Annotated in this window: 13 protein-coding genes and 1 pseudogene; 8 read left to right on the top strand and 6 right to left on the bottom strand. The window is 66.7% G+C overall.

What is annotated here, in order from left to right:
- Nucleotides 1-3: 3 nt before the first annotated feature.
- Entirely contained in the window at nt 4-894 is an 891-nt protein-coding gene (locus AC5ZH6_RS20895; protein WP_265076918.1) for a LysR substrate-binding domain-containing protein, read from the bottom strand.
- Between the two features lie 93 nt (nt 895-987).
- Here AC5ZH6_RS20895 and AC5ZH6_RS20890 point away from each other — a divergent pair, with 93 nt between their 5' ends.
- The 4 genes from AC5ZH6_RS20890 to AC5ZH6_RS20875 are packed head-to-tail and all read left to right on the top strand — an operon-like array spanning nt 988 to nt 4532.
- The gene (locus tag AC5ZH6_RS20890) at nt 988-2229 is read left to right on the top strand and encodes an acetyl-CoA C-acetyltransferase (protein WP_035727117.1); all 1242 of its coding nucleotides are present in this window, start codon (nt 988-990) and stop codon (nt 2227-2229) included.
- Nucleotides 2226-3002 carry a 3-oxoadipate enol-lactonase gene (pcaD, locus tag AC5ZH6_RS20885; protein ID WP_006368264.1) on the top strand — a complete coding sequence of 259 codons (777 nt, stop codon included), beginning with the start codon at nt 2226-2228 and terminating at the stop codon, nt 3000-3002. Before AC5ZH6_RS20890 ends, pcaD begins: the two co-directional genes overlap by 4 nt.
- Nucleotides 2999-3781: a CoA transferase subunit A gene (locus AC5ZH6_RS20880; RefSeq protein ID WP_006368265.1), complete on the top strand. Its 783-nt coding sequence runs from the start codon at nt 2999-3001 to the stop codon at nt 3779-3781. Before pcaD ends, AC5ZH6_RS20880 begins: the two co-directional genes overlap by 4 nt.
- A gap of 52 nt (nt 3782-3833) precedes the next feature.
- A complete protein-coding gene (locus AC5ZH6_RS20875) occupies nt 3834-4532 on the top strand; it encodes a CoA transferase subunit B (protein ID WP_006368266.1) in 699 nt (232 codons plus the stop codon).
- Here the strand turns inward: AC5ZH6_RS20875 and AC5ZH6_RS20870 are convergent.
- From AC5ZH6_RS20870 to benA, 5 genes and pseudogenes are all read right to left on the bottom strand, one after another.
- Complete coding sequence (locus AC5ZH6_RS20870; RefSeq protein ID WP_094600957.1) at nt 4478-7000, bottom strand: helix-turn-helix transcriptional regulator; 2523 nt, start codon at nt 6998-7000, stop codon at nt 4478-4480. The genes AC5ZH6_RS20875 and AC5ZH6_RS20870 overlap by 55 nt on opposite strands.
- 218 nt (nt 7001-7218) lie before the next feature.
- Nucleotides 7219-8804 (bottom strand): annotated as a pseudogene (locus tag AC5ZH6_RS20865) (HNH endonuclease signature motif containing protein).
- A 720-nt stretch (nt 8805-9524) separates the two neighbouring features.
- Nucleotides 9525-12326, bottom strand: coding sequence for a benzoate 1,2-dioxygenase electron transfer component BenC (benC, locus tag AC5ZH6_RS20860; protein WP_020170275.1), 2802 nt, complete (start codon nt 12324-12326; stop codon nt 9525-9527).
- Nucleotides 12327-12342: 16 nt separating this feature from the next.
- Nucleotides 12343-12885 carry a benzoate 1,2-dioxygenase small subunit gene (benB, locus tag AC5ZH6_RS20855; RefSeq protein WP_014361207.1) on the bottom strand — a complete coding sequence of 181 codons (543 nt, stop codon included), beginning with the start codon at nt 12883-12885 and terminating at the stop codon, nt 12343-12345.
- 50 nt (nt 12886-12935) lie between these two features.
- Entirely contained in the window at nt 12936-14360 is a 1425-nt protein-coding gene (gene benA, locus AC5ZH6_RS20850) for a benzoate 1,2-dioxygenase large subunit (RefSeq protein ID WP_006368271.1), read from the bottom strand.
- Nucleotides 14361-14594: 234 nt separating this feature from the next.
- On the opposite strand from benA, the gene AC5ZH6_RS20845 reads away from it, so the two are divergent.
- From AC5ZH6_RS20845 to catA, 4 genes are all read left to right on the top strand, one after another.
- A complete protein-coding gene (locus AC5ZH6_RS20845; protein ID WP_006368272.1) occupies nt 14595-15518 on the top strand; it encodes a LysR substrate-binding domain-containing protein in 924 nt (307 codons plus the stop codon).
- Nucleotides 15515-16618 (top strand): mandelate racemase/muconate lactonizing enzyme family protein, encoded by a 1104-nt coding sequence (locus tag AC5ZH6_RS20840; RefSeq protein ID WP_006368273.1) that lies wholly within the window; start codon nt 15515-15517, stop codon nt 16616-16618. The genes AC5ZH6_RS20845 and AC5ZH6_RS20840 overlap by 4 nt, the downstream gene beginning before the upstream one ends.
- A gap of 9 nt (nt 16619-16627) precedes the next feature.
- Nucleotides 16628-16912: a muconolactone Delta-isomerase gene (catC, locus tag AC5ZH6_RS20835; RefSeq protein ID WP_006368274.1), complete on the top strand. Its 285-nt coding sequence runs from the start codon at nt 16628-16630 to the stop codon at nt 16910-16912.
- A gap of 73 nt (nt 16913-16985) precedes the next feature.
- Nucleotides 16986-17861 (top strand): catechol 1,2-dioxygenase, encoded by an 876-nt coding sequence (catA, locus tag AC5ZH6_RS20830; protein ID WP_006368275.1) that lies wholly within the window; start codon nt 16986-16988, stop codon nt 17859-17861.
- Nucleotides 17862-17863 lie beyond the last annotated feature (2 nt).

The following is a 17863-nucleotide window of genomic DNA, read 5'->3' as shown; positions in this document are numbered from 1 at the left end:
CGTTCATCCCGGCGCCTGCGCCAGGCGATGCAACACCGTCACCACCTCATCGACCACCGGTGAGTGCACCTGGGCGGGTCGTGCGGCGACGAGTTCGACGCTGGTGTGCGGGATGAGGTCGGCGTAGCGGACGCCGGCGATGTCGAGGGCGGCGGTGGGGGCGGGCACGATCGCCACCCCGAGCCCGGCGGCCACGAGTGTGACCAGGGTCGAGGTCTCGGCGACCTCGTGGCGGATGCGTGGCACGAACCCCGCGTCGGCCCACAGGCCCGAGATCACCGAGTTCATCACCGAGCGGCCGTGTCCGGCGTGGGCGATGAGATCGTCGGTCGCCAGGTCGGCGACGGACAGCTCTGTGCGGTCGGCGAATCGGTGGCTGTCGGGGAGTGCGACGATCAGCCGGTCGGAACGGATCGGTTCGATCACCGCGTCGGTCCCGGTGATCGGCGGTCGTAACAGCGCGAGGTCGATCCGTCGCTCTTCCAGCGCGGAGAGGAGTTCGGGCGCCAGCATCTCGCCGCGGACCGCGACCTCCACCCCGGGGAGTTCGTCGCGCAGCGTGCGGACGAGTTGCGGGAGCAGTGAGTAGGTGGCCGAGCCGACGCACCCGATCGTCAGGTGTCCTTCCTGGCCTTCGGCGATGCGTCGCGCCTGGGCGCCGGCGGATTCGACGGCGTCGAGGATCGCGACGACCTGCGTCAGATATGCGGTCCCGGCGGGGGTCAGTTCGACGCGGCGGGTTGAGCGGGTCAGCAACTCGACGCCGAGTTCGGCCTCGAGCTGCCGGATCTGTGCCGACAGTGGCGGCTGGGCGATGTGGAGTCGTTGCGCGGCCCGGCCGAAGTGCAACTCCTCGGCGACCGCGCGGAAGTATCGCAGGTGACGCAGTTCCATGGATGCAAGTCTACGGCTGTTGATACTTCACAGCTCTCAATAGCGGCGATTTAGGTACTTCAGAATATGAGCGGTGCGGCCTAGCCTCGGAGTATGAGTTCTGGCACCTCGACTTCTTCCGACACCGATGTGGTCATCTGCTCCCCGCTGCGCACCCCGGTGGGCCGGATGGGTGGCGCGCTGGCGCCGCTGACCGTCACCGACCTGGCGACGACACTGCTACGCGAACTCGCCACGCGGACCGGCCTCGGAGAGGGCGATGTCGACGACGTCATCCTCGGACAGGGCTATGCCAACGGTGAGTCACCCGCCATCGGACGCATGGCCGCCCTCGACGCCGGTCTCGGTATCGGCGTGCCCGGCATGCAGGTGGACCGCCGATGTGGCTCGGGACTGCAGGCCATCCTCAATGGTGCCGCCCAGATCGCCTCCGGGGGAGCCGAATTGGTCATCGCCGGCGGTGCCGAATCGATGTCGAATGTCGAGCACTATGCGCTCGGCCTGCGGACTGGGGTGCGTCAGGGCGGCGTCGAGCTGATGGACCGCCTCGATCGCGGTCGCCTCACCGCGGGCGGACAGTCGCACCCGGTGCCCGGTGGAATGATCGAGACCGCCGAGAACCTGCGCAAGAAATACTCGCTGAGCCGCACCGAGCAGGACGAACTCGCGGTGCGCTCCCACGAAAGGGCCATCGCCGCACACGACGCCGGGCGCTTCGCCGACGAACTCGTGCCCGTCACCATCCCCGGGCGTCGCGGAAAACCCGACACCGTCGTCGACCGCGACGAGCACCCGCGTGCCGACGCCGACCTCGCGAGCCTGTCGAAACTGCGCGCCATCCGCTCCCGCATAGACCCCGACTCGACGGTCACCGCCGGTAACGCGTCCGGGCAGAACGACGGTGCGGCGATGTGCGTCGTCACCACCCGCGCCGGTGCCGAGAAGCGCGGTCTCACACCGCTTCTGGCGCTGCGTTCCTGGGCCGTCACCGGATGCGCCCCCGAGGAGATGGGAATCGGACCGGTCGGCGCCACCGCCGCGGCGCTGGCCCGCGCCGGCCTGACCCTCGCCGACATGGATCTGATCGAGCTCAATGAAGCCTTCGCCGCACAGGTGCTCGCCGTTCTCGCCGAATGGGAGATCGACCCGACCGACGAACGCCTGAACCCCAACGGTTCCGGGATCTCGCTGGGACATCCGATCGGCGCGACTGGCGCCCGCATCCTGGCGACCGCGGCGTACGAGGCGCGGCGTCGAGACGCCCGCCACGTCCTGGAAACCATGTGTATCGGCGGCGGTCAGGGACTGGCCGCGGTGTTCGAGGTGATCCGATGAGCGCGGTCGAGGTCGCATCGTATGTGAGTGGGCCCGCCGACGCCCCGGTCGTCGTGTTGTCGAACTCGCTGGGCTCCGACCACCGGATGTGGGATGCCCAGGTCCCCGAACTCGAGAAGACCTTCCGAGTGGTGCGCTATGACACCCGGGGACACGGGGCGTCGCCGGTTCCGCAGGGGCCGTACGGGATCGACGACCTCGTCGACGATCTCGTCGCCCTGCTCGACCGCCTAGGCGTCGAGCGAGCGGCCATCGTGGGTCTCTCCCTTGGCGGGATGACCGCGATGCGGGTCGCCGTGCGCAACCCGGATCGTGTGCGCAGCCTCGGATTGCTGTGTACCTCACCGTATCTGGGGCCGGCTACCGGGTGGACGGACCGCGCCGCGGTGGTCCGCGACGGTGGATCGGTCGCCGTCGCCGATGGCGTACTCAGCCGCTGGTTCAGTCCGGGATTCCTTGCCGACGAGGCGAATTCGGACCGATTGGCCTACTACCGGGACATGATCGCCGCCACCCCGGCCGAAGGGTACGCGGGCTGCTGCGAGGCCATCGCCGCGATGGATCAACGCGGCGAGATCTCCGCGATCACCGCCCCCACCCTCGCGATCGCCGGCGCCGACGACCCGGCCACCCCGCCGCAGATGCTCGCCGACATCGTCGACGCCGTCGCCGACGGCACGCTGCTCGTCGTCGACGACGCGGCGCACCTGGCCAACGCCGAACAGCCCGCCATCATCACTGCCGCCCTCATCGAACATCTGGAGAAGTCATGAGCATCAACAAGGTTGCCGCGTCCGCCGCCGAGGCAGTCGCCGACATTCCCGACGGCGCGAGTCTCGCGGTCGGCGGATTCGGGCTCTCCGGAATCCCCAAGTTCCTCATCGACGCGCTGCTCGCCCAGGGTGCCGGAAACCTCACCATCGTCAGCAACAACTGTGGCGTCGACGGCGCCGGCCTCGGACTCCTGTTGGAGGCCAGACGGATCGACAAGGTGATCGCCTCTTACATCGGAGAGAACAAGGAATTCGGCCGTCAGTTCCTCGCCGGTGAGGTCACCGTCGAGCTCACCCCACAGGGGACGCTGGCCGAACGGATGCGCGCCGGCGGCAGCGGGATCGGCGCGTTCTTCACCCCGACCGGCGTCGGCACCCTCGTCGCCGACGGTGGTCTGCCGTGGCGATACAACTCCGACGGCTCGGTCGCGCTGGCGTCGCCGGCCAAGGAGGTCCGCACCTTCAACGGTCAGGAGATGGTGCTCGAGGAGTCCATCGTCACCGACTACGCGCTGGTGCGCGCCGCCGTCGTCGACACGGCGGGCAACTGCTGCTTCCACGCCGCCGCCCGCAACTTCAATCCGCCCGCCGCGATGTCGGGGCGCATCACCATCGTCGAAGCCGAGAAGGTGGTGGAGGTCGGTGAACTCGGCCCCGATCAGATCCACCTGCCGGGGATCTTCGTCAAACGGATCGTCGCGCTCACCCCGGAACAGGCCGCCGACAAGGGAATCGAGCACCGCACCATCCGTGAGCGGCCCGCGGCTGTCTCGGCGTGATCTCCCGACCTGCCCGATCGACAGTCACCCAACACTTTCCGAGGAGTACACCATGACCTGGACCCGCACCGAGATGGCTGCCCGCGCGGCACGTGAGTTGCGTCCCGGCGACTACGTCAATCTGGGGATCGGACTGCCGACGCTCATCCCCGATCACATGCCCGCCGATTCCGACATCGTGCTGCACGCCGAGAACGGCATCCTCGGGGTGGGGCCGTTCCCGTACGACGACGAGGTCGATCCCGATCTGATCAACGCGGGCAAGCAAACCGTGTCGGTGCTGCCCGGCGCGTCGTATTTCGATTCCGCCACCAGCTTCTCGATGATCCGCGGCGGTCACGTCGACGTCGCGGTCCTCGGTGGCATGCAGGTGTCGGCGAACGGTGATCTGGCCAACTGGATGGTGCCCGGGGCCATGGTCAAGGGCATCGGCGGTGCCATGGATCTTGTCAACGGCGCCGGACAGGTCATCGTGCTGATGGAGCACGTCAGCAAGAAGGGTGACCCGAAGCTCGTCGCGGAGTGTTCGTTGCCGCTGACCGGCAAGGCCGTGGTGAGCAGGGTGATCACCGATCTCGGTGTCTTCGACGTCACCGGAACGGGATTCGACGTCGTCGAATTGGCCCCGGGGGTGGAGTTCTCCGATGTGGAGGCGAAGACCGGTGCGACCGTCGTCGACAAAACCGACCTCAATGGTCAGGATCGCGACGCCGCCAACTCCGACCTCGACCGCAGCCCGAGCTTGGCGTAGATGCGGGTGAGGTGGTACTGCACGGTCTTGGGTGAAATGTACAGTTCGGCAGCCACTTCCCGGTTCGACAGTCCGCGCGCGACGAGGGTCGCGACGGCCTCTTCCTGAGGGGTCAGGTCGGTGACGTCACGCTCGGTGCGGTGGGAGGCGCCGGCATGGCCGGTGTGCACCCCGCCCGCCTTCAGCTCCCGATCACACCGCTCGACATACGTTGTCGCGCCGAGGGAATGGTAGATCTCGCGCGCGGTGGCCATGACGGTGTCGGCGGCTCGGCGTTTGCCTGCACGTCGTAGCGTCTGGCCGTAGGCGAAGTTCACGCGCGCGAGGTCGTAACGCAGCGGCAGGCCCTCCAACAGCTCCAGTGACCGCTCGAATGTCCTTCGAGCACCGTGGATGTCGCCGGTGGAACCGAGGAGCCGGGCCCGGGCATAGCCGAGTCGTGCTGCCGCCGATCGATGGCCGCGCGCCGCGGTACGTTTCTCGAACGGTGTGAGCAGGGCGTCGGCCTCGTCGAGCCGGCCGTCGACGACGAGCGCGTTGGCGAGGACGTCGACCCACGGCCACCATCCGGGCTCTACGAGAGCGGGGGTGTCTTTGGCCATCTGCCGCAAGGGTTCGAGCGTGCGGATCACCTTGCCGTAATCGGCAGCGGCCTCGGCGAGTTGCGCTCGAGCGAGCAGCATCGGTATCCGCATGATCTCGTAGTCGCCCGCCGGTGCCGCCGCCCGGTCGGCCGCGTCGTGGGCGGATGACCAGTCTCCGCGGAGCGAATGAATCTGCGCCGCAGTCCAGTTCAGCAGGGGTGTGGCCAGCTCGATGCCCCCGCGGTCGGCGAGTTCGCGCCCCCGCTCCACGGTGACGAGCGCGGTGTCCCAATCGCCCGTGAGGAACTCGACGCGAGCGAGCCACGCCAACGACCAGAGAGAGATCCGGTTGGAGCCGCCGAGAGCGGCCATGGAGACCGCGGTCTCCAGATGGCTTCGGGCGCTGCCGATGTCGTCGATGCCGAGTTCGAGCCAGCCGCGGCCCATGGAGACGCGCTGCGCCTGAGGTCCGAAACGCACGCGTTCGGCGAGGTCGGTGTACGAGGCGACGGCGCCAGTCGTATCTCCCGACCACGCCTGTCCGAGACCGCGGATGACCGCGGCCTCGATTCCGGCGGGGGAGTTGTCGCCGGCCATCTCGATGGCCCGATCGGCCCAGTCGACGAGTTCGTCCCCGCGGCAGCGAACGAGATTGTGCAGGACGAAGCGCTGCGCGATCAGTGCAGCAACGTCGGGTTCGCGCTCGAAACTGACTATTCCCCAGGCGCGTTCGAGTCGGAGGTGCGCGTCAGCAGACCGGCCACGCAGGATGGCGAGATATGCCAGGGTGGCGTTGCGCAGCGCGGTCTCTCGCAGGCTCTCCACGATCGGCACATACGACGCCGCGCTCACACAGTCACCTGCGGCCAGCAATGCATCCACCGACAGGGTGGTGCGTTGGTCACTGCGAAGCCGATCCGAGGTCAGACGACCGGCTTGTCGATAGAGTTCGGCGGCCGCTGCCCACTCGCCGTCGGTGGCGCGGGACTGGGCGAGCGCGTCGAGTTCGTCGGCGAGCGCGGCGTCTGGCACCGGGGTGGCGGCGACACGATGATTGAGCCTGTGCACCGGATCGGTCACCAGATCGGCTGCGCGGCGGTGCATCTCGCCGACACGACGGATTCCCATCACCTCGAGCACTGCGGCCTGTATCAGCGGTCCGGCGACCCGGGGATGCGCGTCGGCCGGCACCAGAGCGGCCGGAGCCTGGACGAGCCCGGTGCGCAGGGCGTCGTCGAGTGCGCCCAGCGGATCGGTGATATCTGCCAATTCGATTGCCACGCCCAGGGACTCGTTCTCGTGGAGAATGCATAGGGCTTCGATGAGTCGGCGGGCGGGCGTGGGGCATGCCTCGAGTTCTTCGCGGACCGAGTTGACGATGTATCCGGGCGCGGGAAGTGCGATGCCCGCCTGTGACCAGGCCCGCCCCGGCAGTTCGTCCAGCAGACTCAGAATGTCGCGCGGATTGCCTCCGGTGTGGTGGGTGAGCGTGTCGACAACCGTCGGATGAACCACGCGTGCGCGGGCCGTCGCCAGGGCGGCCACCGCGTCGCGATCCAGCCCGGCGAGTGGCATCACATCGGGCAGGAATGACATCAGTGCCGGCGTTTCATGCGTGGCGGTGAGAAGGACGAGGTGCGCATCGTCATTCTCACCGATGACCTCGGTGAGTTCCGTTGCGTCGAGATTGTCGGCGTCGTCGATCGTGCGAATCGACAGGTCCTGCTGCGGCGCGAGTTGCGCGACATGGCGTAGCAGCGTGCTCTTGCCGATGCCGGCCGCGCCGGTGACCAGGAGGTAGGACGTCTGTGTCAGCTGAGCTGCGCGCTCGAGGATCTCGCCGACCTCGCGATCACGACCGATACAACCGGCCTCGATGATCATCCCCACATCCTAGTTGCGTCCCTTCCGGAGGAGCGGGTGTTTCACCCAGGGGCCTTGGCGCCCTTCCCCGACTACCGGGCCGCCCTTCCCCCGATGGTCGAGGTGCGCCCATTTTCTGGTGGTCGAGGCGTCCCCCCGATGGTCGAGGTGTGAGGCGCGTGCGCCGAGCCTCGAGACCTCTTGCAACACAGCTGGTTCCACCCCACAACGAAAACCCGTCACCGCGGATACGTGACAATCACCTGCCCCGTCCGTCGGCTCCGCCACTCCACCCTCCGATCGGTGTAGAGCGTCGGCACCCACTCCGCGAGATGCTTGCGTTGATGATCGGCCCGGCACAGTGGGATGAGGTCACCGAGCACCGTCCAGCCTCCGGCCTCGGGGTCGGCATGGTTGACGGCCGCCAGTGGTCGAGGTCGCACAGGTGTGACGGCATCCCGCAGAACGGAAACCGGCACCACGCATCGTTGGCCAGCACCTCAGCGCGCAACGCAGCGCTGGGTGCATACGTCAATGCCCCAGGGGGTGGCACGGTGTGACCGCCGTGTCCGGTGGGATCCGCGGGCGGGGCTTGCGGCCGGTCGGAGATTTGCGGGATGAGTGGTCCAGCCGTACGTACGGATTCGGGGTGGTGGATGGTTTTCGCTATCTGGGCGAGGGTGGTGGCGTAGTCGGGGTCGATGGGCCCGTATCCCTGCAACCGGGGGACGAGAATCCCGTCGGGGTCCTTCAACACCGTCAGTACGGGTGCGCCGGGTACGACCAGGGCCCGTCCGAATGCCACCGGCACCTCATCCGGCGTCGGTGGATTCATCGGGTCGGGGATCTCGGGTTCGACGACGGGCTCCACCAACTCGACGTCGGGCACATCGGCATCGGCAGGCGCCGGCATCAGGTCGTCCCACGCTGCCGCGTCCTCGGCGTCAGCGGGTGTCTCGGCCGACCCGTTGCTGTCGGTGCCGCCTCCTCGTTTCGGGCAATCATCTTGTCCGCATTCGCAGTCGAGGTGCGCGCCGGGCACGCCGGTGATCTCACCCAGTGCGATCACCCGCAGTGGCCCCACGCGGCGCGGGTCCTTGCGGCAAGTGCGTTCATCGATGAGCGCGTTGATCTGGGTGGTGAGGAACACCCCATAATGGGCGGGGACAACCGCATCCAGAGCGGAGTGCCCCGCAGCATCGGCGGTGATGGTGACGTTTCCGACCAGGTCGGTGATGGTGTCGCGTTCCTCGATCACGCTGTCGGGGTTCATCGAAATCAACGCGGCGTCAAGCTGCTGCGACAACACCGGATCGGTGGTGGCGCGGGACCCATAATCCAGGACGATCTCCTCGAACGACATCCCGGACTCGTCACCGTCGGTGCTGTCGCTGTCGCTGTCGGTGTCGGTCTCGGTGTCCGCGCCACGCTGTGCAGCGCGCGCCATGATCGAGGCCCTATTCGTCGAGAGCTCCCCATTCAAATAGGCGGCACGGATCAGGGGGAACTTCTCCAACAGCTCCGCCAACGCCACCCAACTCCCGGCCTTGCTGCGAGAGACCTTGAACTGCAACGACACCTCGGCGCGTGCGAGTCTCTCGGCATGCTCGACCACCGAACCCCACACACCGGTCTCGGGCCGCCCGGCCAGATGCTCACGAAACACCCGCTCCGCCAGAGCAGCGGCTGCCAGGACCGTCCGGGCCTCGTACTTGCGCGATTGGCGCAACAACTCAGGGCCGGTCTCGATGAGCTCGTCGCGCGACATCGACGTGATCGCGGCAGCGTCGGCATCCGGATCGGTGAACGTCAACGTGCTCAACACCAGGTACCTCCCCTCCCACGATCGGACGTGATGAGAACAAGTGTACGAAGGGGTACCGACAAAACCGGTCCGGCGATCGCGCGGCTCGAGAAATCTGTGGACAACTATTCTCCACTCATCGACCGGGCGTCGAATTACGTCGACCGGGCGCTCTGTTGCGTCGAGTGGGTAGTGGATGTGGTTGCGATACTTGTCATCTCACCAGGTCTCGAGGCTCGCCGCACGCGGCTCGCACCTCGACCACCGGGGGATCCTTTCCGATGGTCGAGGTGCCGAGGAGCGCCAGCGACGAGGCCTCGAGACCCCCGCTCGCCGATGAGTATCCGCACCACCCGCCGAGCTGGAACCAGCACCGGCGCAGGCGGTCTCGAGGCTCGCCGCACGCGGCTCGCACCTCGACCATCGGGAAAAACGGTCGAGTGTCGGCGGTGGAAGCGCTCTACCATCCGGGGGAAGGGTCGACCATCGGTCAGGAAATGCGCCGTCGTTCTACCCTGGACCTTTCCATCCGATGGTCGAGGTGCCGAGGAGCGCCAGCGACGAGGCCTCGAGACCCCTCTCACCGATCAGTTTCCGCACCACCCGTCGAACCGAACCAGCACCGGCGCAGGCGGTCTCGAGGCTCGCCGCACGCGGCTCGCACCTCGACCACCGGGGGAAGGATAAACGCCGGAGGGTGGAAGGGATCGATGACCCGGGGGAGATCTCGACCCGGCGGGGCTACCCCTGATCTCCGCCGGCGACCGGTAGAACCGATCCGGTGATGTAGGAGGCTTCGTCGGAGGCGAGGAAGCAGATGGCGGCGGCCTGCTCGTCGAGGGTGCCGTACCGTTTCAGCAGCGACGAGGAGATTGTCTGCTCGATGTGAGCGTCGAACCACTGTTGCTGTGTCTCGCTCTGCGGGGTGGGCGTGCCGCGGGAGATCCGCCGCGGCGGGGCCTCGGTGCCGCCGGGGGCGGTGGCCACCACACGAATGCCGTTGTCGGCGTATTCCATTGCCAGCGACGCGGTGATCGCGTTGATGCCGCCCTTGGCTGCCGAGTACGGGATGCGATGGATGCCGCGGGTCGCCGCCGACGACACGTTGACGATCACACCCGATCCGTGGGCCACCATCGATGGCAGAGCTGCACGGCACGCGTAGAGCGTCGTCATCAGGGACCGATCGATCTCGGCGCGGATCTGTTCGTCGGTGAACTCGACGAACGGTTTGAAGTTGATCGCACCGCCCACGTTGTTGATCAACACATCGACCCGGCCGTATGTCTCGATCGCGGTGGCGACGACAGATGCTGCGCCGTCATAGGTTTCGAGATCGGCGATGCTTTTGACGGCCTGGCCGCCGAGGTCGGTGACGTCGGAGACGATTTCGTTGACGAATTCCGAGCGATCAGCACACACGACCCGACCACCCTCGGCGCCGATGCGCCGCGCGGTGTGCGCGCCGATACCCTGCGCGGCTCCGGTCACGATCACCACTTTGCCGGCGAAACGACCCGGGGTGATGAAACGTGGCCGCCGCGAGGCCATCTCGTCGGCCATGGCACGTCGCATCGTCTGCTTGGACCGCTCGGCATGTGCGGAGATCAATCCGCGGGCCCGGTCGCGGTTGCCCGACGCGAACGCCTCGACGATGTCGATGTGGTCCTGCGCGCACAACGGATGACACCACGTCGCATTGCGCAGCACCTCACCCATCCGGCCCTTGACGCCGAGCGCCTGGTAGGCGGCGAGCAGGTGATCGTTGCCGGTGAGCCCGAACAGGTAATCGTGGAAGGCGGCGTTGGTCTCGGTGTATTCGGCGGCATCGACGAACGAATCACCCTTGACGTAGGGCAGTGTCGCCTCGGCGAGCAGCCGGTAGCCGGCCAACTGGCGGCTGGTCATCCTGCCGAGAGTCAGCTCCAGCGCACCGAGTTCGAGCGCCGCGCGCGCCTCGAACAGTGCATCGGATTCGTGGATACCCGGATGCTCCTCGCCGATTTCGTAGCCCTGCTCGGTGACGGTCGGCACGGTCTCGTCGACGGGCTCAACCTCGACCGGCGTAGTCCCGGTCAACGGTGCAGGCGTGGTCAATGGCGCGGTGTCGGCCTCCGCGAAAACCCTCTGCCCGGCGATGCCCCGGGCCTCGCTCACGGAGAGCAGGTCGCCGCCGTCCGGGTCGAGGTCGACGCCGGCTCCGCTCGCGCTCCACACCTGCTGGCCGGCGATACGCGCGATGGCGCCATCGTCGTCGATTGCGCCGGCGCGCTGCTCGTGTGGGCCGATGTCGCGCGGTGCGAGCACCTGCTGACCGGCGATGCCACGGGCGTCGGGGGCGGGGATCATCGGATCCGCGTCGGCGATCGACGTGATCGTCGAGATCTCTTGCGTCGCAGAGTCACCGCCGTCACCGATGAGGGCGCCCTGCGTCGCGGCTGCGGGGACGGCAAGCGCGAACTTCTCGTAGTAGAAGCCGACCGGCTCGATACCCGCGTCGGCTACATGGGCGCGTACGGACTCGACCATCGGCGGCGGTCCACACAGGTAGATCGCGACATCCCCGTCGTAGAGATGCTCGGGCCGGATCAGGGTCATCACATAACCCTTGTTCACCGCCGAGCTGTTCGGGTCGGAAACACAATGGTCCCAGGTGAATCCCGACAGCTCCCGCGCGAAGTACTCGATCTCGTCGAGCGCGACCAGGTCGGTGTCGGTGGAGACGCCGTAGATGAGATGCACCTTGCGGGCGCTGTTGTCGTCGTGCATCTTTCGCAGCATCGACAGGATCGGGGCGAGACCGGTGCCGCCGGCGAGCAGAAGTACCGGCCGGGTGGCCTCGCGCAGGAAGAACGAGCCGTGCGGCCCGGTGAAGGTGATCTCGTCACCACGCTGCGCCCGGTCGGTCAGATAGTCCGACATCGCGCCGCCCGGCGTGAGCTTCACCATGAAGATCAGCCGTTCCTCGTGCGGCCCGTTGGCGAACGAATAGGACCGCCGCAACGGCTGACCGGTCCCGGTGCCGTCGGCGTCGAGTGCCTCGGTGCCCGGTACGGCGATGTTGACGTACTGTCCCGGCAGGAATGCGAGATCCCCGCGGTTACCGATCTCGATCCCCACGCGCATCGTCGATTCCGACAGCCGTTCGAGGCTGATGATGGTGCCGGTGAAATCGCCCGCGGCAGTTTTGGCGATGTCGGAGGTCGCGGCGATCTGCAGGACGAGATCGGACTGTGGCTTCATGCAGCACGGCAGCGCATAGCCGTCCGCGCTCTCGGCCGCCGACAGCGCGTCGTCGATGTAGGTGCCGCCGTCGTACTCGCCGGATTCGCAGAATGCCTTGCAGGTTCCGCAGGCCCCGTCGCGACAGTCGAGTGGGATGTTGATCCGCTGACGGTAGGAGGCGTCGGCGACGGTCTGATCCTCGCGGCAGGTGACGAACCGGGTCACACCGTCCTCGAAGGTCAGCGCCACCTGGTGGGTGGGAGCCTGAGCGCCGGTCGGGGGACTCGCCGACGTCGTCTGGTCAGTGGTGAGAGTCATGGTGGCACCGGCCTTCTCAGAAGTGGTAGACGTCCACCACGTGGTGGATGTAATCGTTCTTGAGTACGACGGTCTTCCGACGGATCAGCGGCGACTCCCCGGAGAAGTCGACGGTGTAGAACGAGGTGCCGTAGTACGGGTCGACCGTGTGATACCGGAAATACATGGTATGCCAATTGAATCGGACGTCGACGAGATCGCCGCGCCGCTCGATGACCTCGACGTTGCTGATGTTGTGACTGGTGCGCGGCTCGGGAAGCGAGGTGGCCGAGGACCGCTCGGTGCGAATCCGGAACACCCGATCTTCGAGGCCACCCTTGTTGGCGTAGTAGATGAGTGAGATGTCGCGCTGCGGGTTCTCCACCAGACGGTCATCGTCGTCCCACGCAGGCATCCAGTAGACGACGTCGTCGGCGTAGCACTCGAGCCACTTCTCGAACTCGCGGTCGTCGAGGTAGCGGGCCTCGCGGTAGAGGAACTGCTCGATCATGTTCTGGGTGATCAGCGTGGTGCCGGCCTTGGTGGATGGCGAGGGGGTGGACAGGGATTCGGTGGTCATTGGGATCTGCCTTCTGCGAACGAAAGTGGGCTGGGTGGTCGGCTCGTCGCTCACGCCTGACGCGTGGCGGCCTCTTCTTCGGCGACGGCGGCACGCATGGTCTCCAGCCAGTAGCCGTGCTGGACGGGATAGAGCCCCTCGTCCTCGTTCTTCTTTCCCGCCGAGACGATCTCGGTCATGCCCAGGCTCTGCGCCACCGGGTCGGGGCCCGAGAGCCAGTGTTGCGCACCGCGGCTCATGTCGTTCCACGGGGCGGCAGTGGCGCGGAAGGTCAACTGGCAGGAGCGGAACTCCTCGAGATCGTCCGGGGTCGCCATGCCGGAGGCATTGAAGAAGTCCTCGTACTGACGGATACGATGCGCGCGGGCGGTATCGCTCTCACCCTTGGGTGCGATGCAGTAGATCGTCACCTCGGTCTTGTCCGGCGCGATCGGCCGGAAGTGGCGGATCTGCGTCGAGAACTGGTCCATCAGATACACATTCGGGTACAGGCACAGATTGCGTGACCCCTTCACCATGAATTCGCCCTTGGCGTCGCCGAACTTCGCCTTGAGGTCATCCATCTTGTCCCACAGCGGACGGTCCTGCGGGTTGGCCGCCCACGTCCACAGGCACAGGTGTCCGTGCGGGAACGACCAGTACCCGCCACCGGACTTGCCCCAACCGCCGGCGTCGAGGGCCTTGGTGTCGTTCTTGGATTCGCCGGTGTTGCGCCGTGAGGTCGTCGCCGCATAGTTCCAGTGGGTCGCCGTCACGTGATAGCCGTCGGCGCCGTTCTCCGCCTGCACCTTCCAGTTGCCGTCGTAGGTGTAGGTCGACGAGCCGCGCAGCACCTCGAGGCCCTCGGGTGACTGATCGACGAGCATGTCGATGACGGTGCGGGTGTCGCCGAGATGCTCCTCGAGCGGCAGCACGTCGGGATTGAGGCTGCCGAACAGGAAACCGCGATAGTTGCCGAACTTCGCCACCTTGGTCAGATTGTGAGAACCGTTGACGTTGAACGTGTCCGGGTAGCCGGCGTCGTCGGGATCCTTCACCTTGAGCAGGGTCCCGTCGTTGCGGAAGGTCCACCCGTGAAACGGGCACGTCAGCGTCATCCGGTTGTCGGTCTTGCGGCGGCAGATCATCGCCCCGCGGTGTGCGCACGCGTTGATCAGGCAGTGCAGCTCGCCGTCCTTGCCGCGGGTGATCATCACCGGTTGGCGGCCGATGTAGGTGGTGAAGTAGTCGCCGGGGTTGGCGACCTGGCTCTCGTGGGCCAGATAGATCCAGTTGCCCTCGAAGATGTGGCGCATCTCGAGCTCGAAGATCTCCTCGTCGGTGAAGATGCGTCGGTTCGCCCGGTAGATGCCGGCGTCGCGATCGTCGATGACGGCCTCGGACAGTACCGAGCGGACGTGCTCCGACGGTGCCGCGGGAACGACGCTCGAGTACGCCTCGGGGGTCGAGTGGTCGGGCCGATCGGTGACGGTCATGGCTACCTCCTGGATGTGGGCTGTGCTTCGACTCTCGCAGCACGTGTCACCCATCACACCGGCATTAACCCCAGTCCTGACCAGGCATCTGATTGATAAACAAGTCCTCTCAATCGACGGAATACGTGTCCTTGTCTCGTATGGATCGCGGATCTATCATGATTGATACGTGGTGTCGATCACATACGGCCGATTGATCAGGTTCGTTCACTCGAGACAGGGAAGGAGGACGACATGGAGCTCCGTCATCTCCGCTATTTCGCCGCCGTCGCCGAGACCTGCCACTTCGGGCAGGCGGCCGCATTGCTGCACGTCGCCCAGCCGGCGCTGTCGTATGCGATCCGCCAGCTCGAATCCGAACTCGATGTCACCCTCTTCGCCCGCACCACACGCCAGGTCGCGCTGACCCCGGCAGGGGAGTATCTGCAGGGCGAGGCCGCGCGCATCCTCGACGACGTCGATGCGGCCATGGAAGGCGTACGGCGCATCGCGGCCGGACGCAGCGGACTGGTGCGTCTGGGACTGACCGGCATCGCCGCCTTCTCACACCTGCCGCGAATCGCGCGCGCGGTCAAGCAGGCCCTGCCGGACGTGGAGCTGCAGATCTCCTCCGACATGCTCACCCCGATGCAGTGCGCGGCGCTGCAGTCGGGCGAGATCGACCTCGGTGTGTTGCGCCCACCGGTGGTCGGTGACGGTATCGAACTGCGCACCATCGACGTCGAGTCGGTGGTCCTGGTGGTCTCCGCCGATCACCGCCTCGCCGTCGAACCCGTCATCGCCACCACCGATCTGCGCAACGAGCCGTTCGTCATGTACGACAGCCGTGATTCCGCGGTCAACGACGCGACGCTGCGCGCCTGCCGCCGAGCCGGTTTCGTGCCGCAACGTGCGCATGAGGCGTCGGGCACCCCGGTCCTGCTCGCGCTGGTCGCGGCGGGTCTCGGAGTTGCCGTGCTGCCGGCCTCGGTCCGCGCACTTCCCATGGAGGGCTTGGTGATCCGCGATCTCGCCGACGCCGGCAGTACCGAGGTCGCCCTGGCCTGGAACGCCGGTGAGACCAACCCGGTCGTCGAATCGGTGGCCCGGGTGATCAGCAACGCCTTCGACCTGTCCGCCGTGCTTCCCTCGTCCGCCCCGCTGGGAGAGAAACTGTGAAAATCATCGAGATCGAGGCGATTCCGTTCGCCATTCCCTACCGCAAACCCCTGCGGTTCGCCTCCGGCGAGGTGTCCGTCGCCGAGCACGTCCTGGTTCGCGTCCACACCGACGACGGAATCATCGGTGTCGCCGAGGCGCCCCCGCGTCCGTTCACCTACGGCGAGACCCAGCGCGGGATCGTCGCCGTCATCGAGACCGTGTTCGCCCCGCAACTGGCCGGGCTCACGCTGCTCGACCGCGAGATGATGGTCGCCCGTCTCAACCGGACCATCGGCAATCCCACCGCGAAAGCCGCTGTGGACATGGCGATCTGGGACGCGCTCGGCAAGACCCTGCAGATGCCGGTGACCGACCTGCTCGGCCGCTACACCGATCGCCTGCGGGTCAGTCACATGCTCGGCTTCGATGAGCCGGCCACCATGGTCGCCGAGGCGGAGAAGATGCGCGAGAATTACGGGATCGCGACCTTCAAGGTCAAGGTCGGGCGCCGACCGATCGGCCTCGACACCGCCGTCGTCCGCGCGTTGCGTGAGCGATTCGGCGACGAGATCGAACTCTACGTCGACGGCAACCGCGGCTGGTCGTCGTCGGAGTCGTTGCGCGCCATGAAGGACATGGCCGACCTCGATCTGCTCTTCGCCGAGGAACTGTGCCCCGCCGACGATGTCGTCGGCCGGCGCTGGCTCGTCGAGCACCTCGACGTCCCGGTCATCGCCGACGAGTCGGTGCCCACCGCCGCCGACGTCACCCGCGAGATCCTCGGCGGCTCGGCCACCGCGATCAGCATCAAGACCGCCCGCACCGGCTTCACGTGGTCACGGCGGGTACATCACCTCGCCGAGGGACTCGGCATCGACGTGGTGATGGGCAATCAGATCGACGGTCAGGTCGGCACCGCCTGCACCTTGGCGTTCGGCGCGGCCCACGAACTGACCTCCCGCTACGCCGGCGAGCTGTCGAACTTCCTCGACATGAGCGACGACCTGCTCACCGAACCCCTGCAGATCCGGGACGGCTACCTGCACACCAGCCCGAACGCCGGCATCGGCATCGAGATCGACCCCGACAAACTCGCCCGCTACCGAGTCGACCGATAGGAGACGCGCATGCTCTATCACGTCCGGATGGACGTCAACATCCCCCACGATCTCGACCCCGAGGTGCGGGCCGACACCGTGGCGCGTGAAAAGGCGTATTCACAAGAGCTGCAACGGTCGGGCAAGTGGCCGCACATCTGGCGGATCGTCGGCGAGTACTCCAACTACTCGATCTTCGACGTGGCCGACCACGACGAGTTGCACACGATCTTGTCCGGACTCCCGCTCTTCGCCTACATGGACATCTCGGTGACCCCGCTGGCCACCCACCCCTCTGACATCAACGCGGGTTGATCACCCGTAAGCCCAACAAGCCCAACATCATCCAGCCCCATCAATCCAGCCCCATCAACAAGGAGTACGCATCATGACCGACACCAGCTTCGACACCGAGGTCAACGCCAAGGCCGCCGAATCCGGCGCGAACGCGTCGGCGCGTTTCGCCGAGCGCATGGCCACCGCGGGCGGCCGCTCCGGCGTCATCGACACCGCACGCGTGAATTACCTTGCCAGCAAGGTGATCAAGGGACTCAACGACATCGTCCTCGAGGACAAGGTGTCCTACGAGGAGTACAACGCGCTCAAGGCGTGGCTGATCAAGGTCGGCACCGACGGTGAGTGGCCGCTGTTCCTCGATGTGTGGCTCGAGCACTCGGTGGAAGAGGTCGCCAACGAGCACCGCGAGGGCAGCAAGGGCACCATCGAGGGCCCCTACTACATTGAGGGATCACCCGAGTTGCCGTGGAACGGAACCATTCCCATGCGCGACGACGAGCCCGGTGATCCGCTGGTGTTCGCCGGGCAGGTGCGCGCCGTCGACGGCGCCCCGCTCGCCGGTGCGCGCCTGGAGCTGTGGCACGCCGATGATCTCGGTTTCTACTCGCAGTTCGCCCCGGGCCTGCCCGAGTGGAACCTGCGTGGCACCTGGATCGCCAACGAGGACGGGCGTTTCGAGATTCACACGCTGCGTCCGGCGCCGTACATGATCCCCACCGACGGCGCGTGCGGCCAGCTCATCGCCGCCGCCGGCTGGCACGCCTGGCGTCCGGCTCACCTGCACTTCAAGGTCAGCGCGCCCGGCCATCAGCTCATCACCTCGCAGCTGTACTTCCCCGGCGACCCGCACAACGGCGACGACATCGCCTCGGCGGTCAAGCCCGAACTGATGCTCGACGTCAAGGACAACCCGAACGGCGAGGGCTACATCACCGAATACGATTTCGTCCTCGATCCGCAGGCCTGATC

The sequence above is a fragment of the Gordonia sp. YC-XJ4 genome, assembly GCF_059511865.1.
This window is presented reverse-complemented; position numbering and strand designations above follow the sequence as displayed.

Bases quoted from the DNA above. Each gene is read 5' to 3' on its own strand.
- AC5ZH6_RS20895 (WP_265076918.1), bottom strand. From the start codon at position 894: ATGGAACTGCGTCACCTGCGATACTTCCGCGCGGTCGCCGAGGAGTTG.
- AC5ZH6_RS20890 (WP_035727117.1), top strand. From the start codon at position 988: ATGAGTTCTGGCACCTCGACTTCTTCCGACACCGATGTGGTCATCTGC.
- pcaD (WP_006368264.1), top strand. From the start codon at position 2,226: ATGAGCGCGGTCGAGGTCGCATCGTATGTGAGTGGGCCCGCCGACGCC.
- AC5ZH6_RS20880 (WP_006368265.1), top strand. From the start codon at position 2,999: ATGAGCATCAACAAGGTTGCCGCGTCCGCCGCCGAGGCAGTCGCCGAC.
- AC5ZH6_RS20875 (WP_006368266.1), top strand. From the start codon at position 3,834: ATGACCTGGACCCGCACCGAGATGGCTGCCCGCGCGGCACGTGAGTTG.
- AC5ZH6_RS20870 (WP_094600957.1), bottom strand. From the start codon at position 7,000: ATGATCATCGAGGCCGGTTGTATCGGTCGTGATCGCGAGGTCGGCGAG.
- benC (WP_020170275.1), bottom strand. From the start codon at position 12,326: ATGACTCTCACCACTGACCAGACGACGTCGGCGAGTCCCCCGACCGGC.
- benB (WP_014361207.1), bottom strand. From the start codon at position 12,885: ATGACCACCGAATCCCTGTCCACCCCCTCGCCATCCACCAAGGCCGGC.
- benA (WP_006368271.1), bottom strand. From the start codon at position 14,360: ATGACCGTCACCGATCGGCCCGACCACTCGACCCCCGAGGCGTACTCG.
- AC5ZH6_RS20845 (WP_006368272.1), top strand. From the start codon at position 14,595: ATGGAGCTCCGTCATCTCCGCTATTTCGCCGCCGTCGCCGAGACCTGC.
- catC (WP_006368274.1), top strand. From the start codon at position 16,628: ATGCTCTATCACGTCCGGATGGACGTCAACATCCCCCACGATCTCGAC.
- catA (WP_006368275.1), top strand. From the start codon at position 16,986: ATGACCGACACCAGCTTCGACACCGAGGTCAACGCCAAGGCCGCCGAA.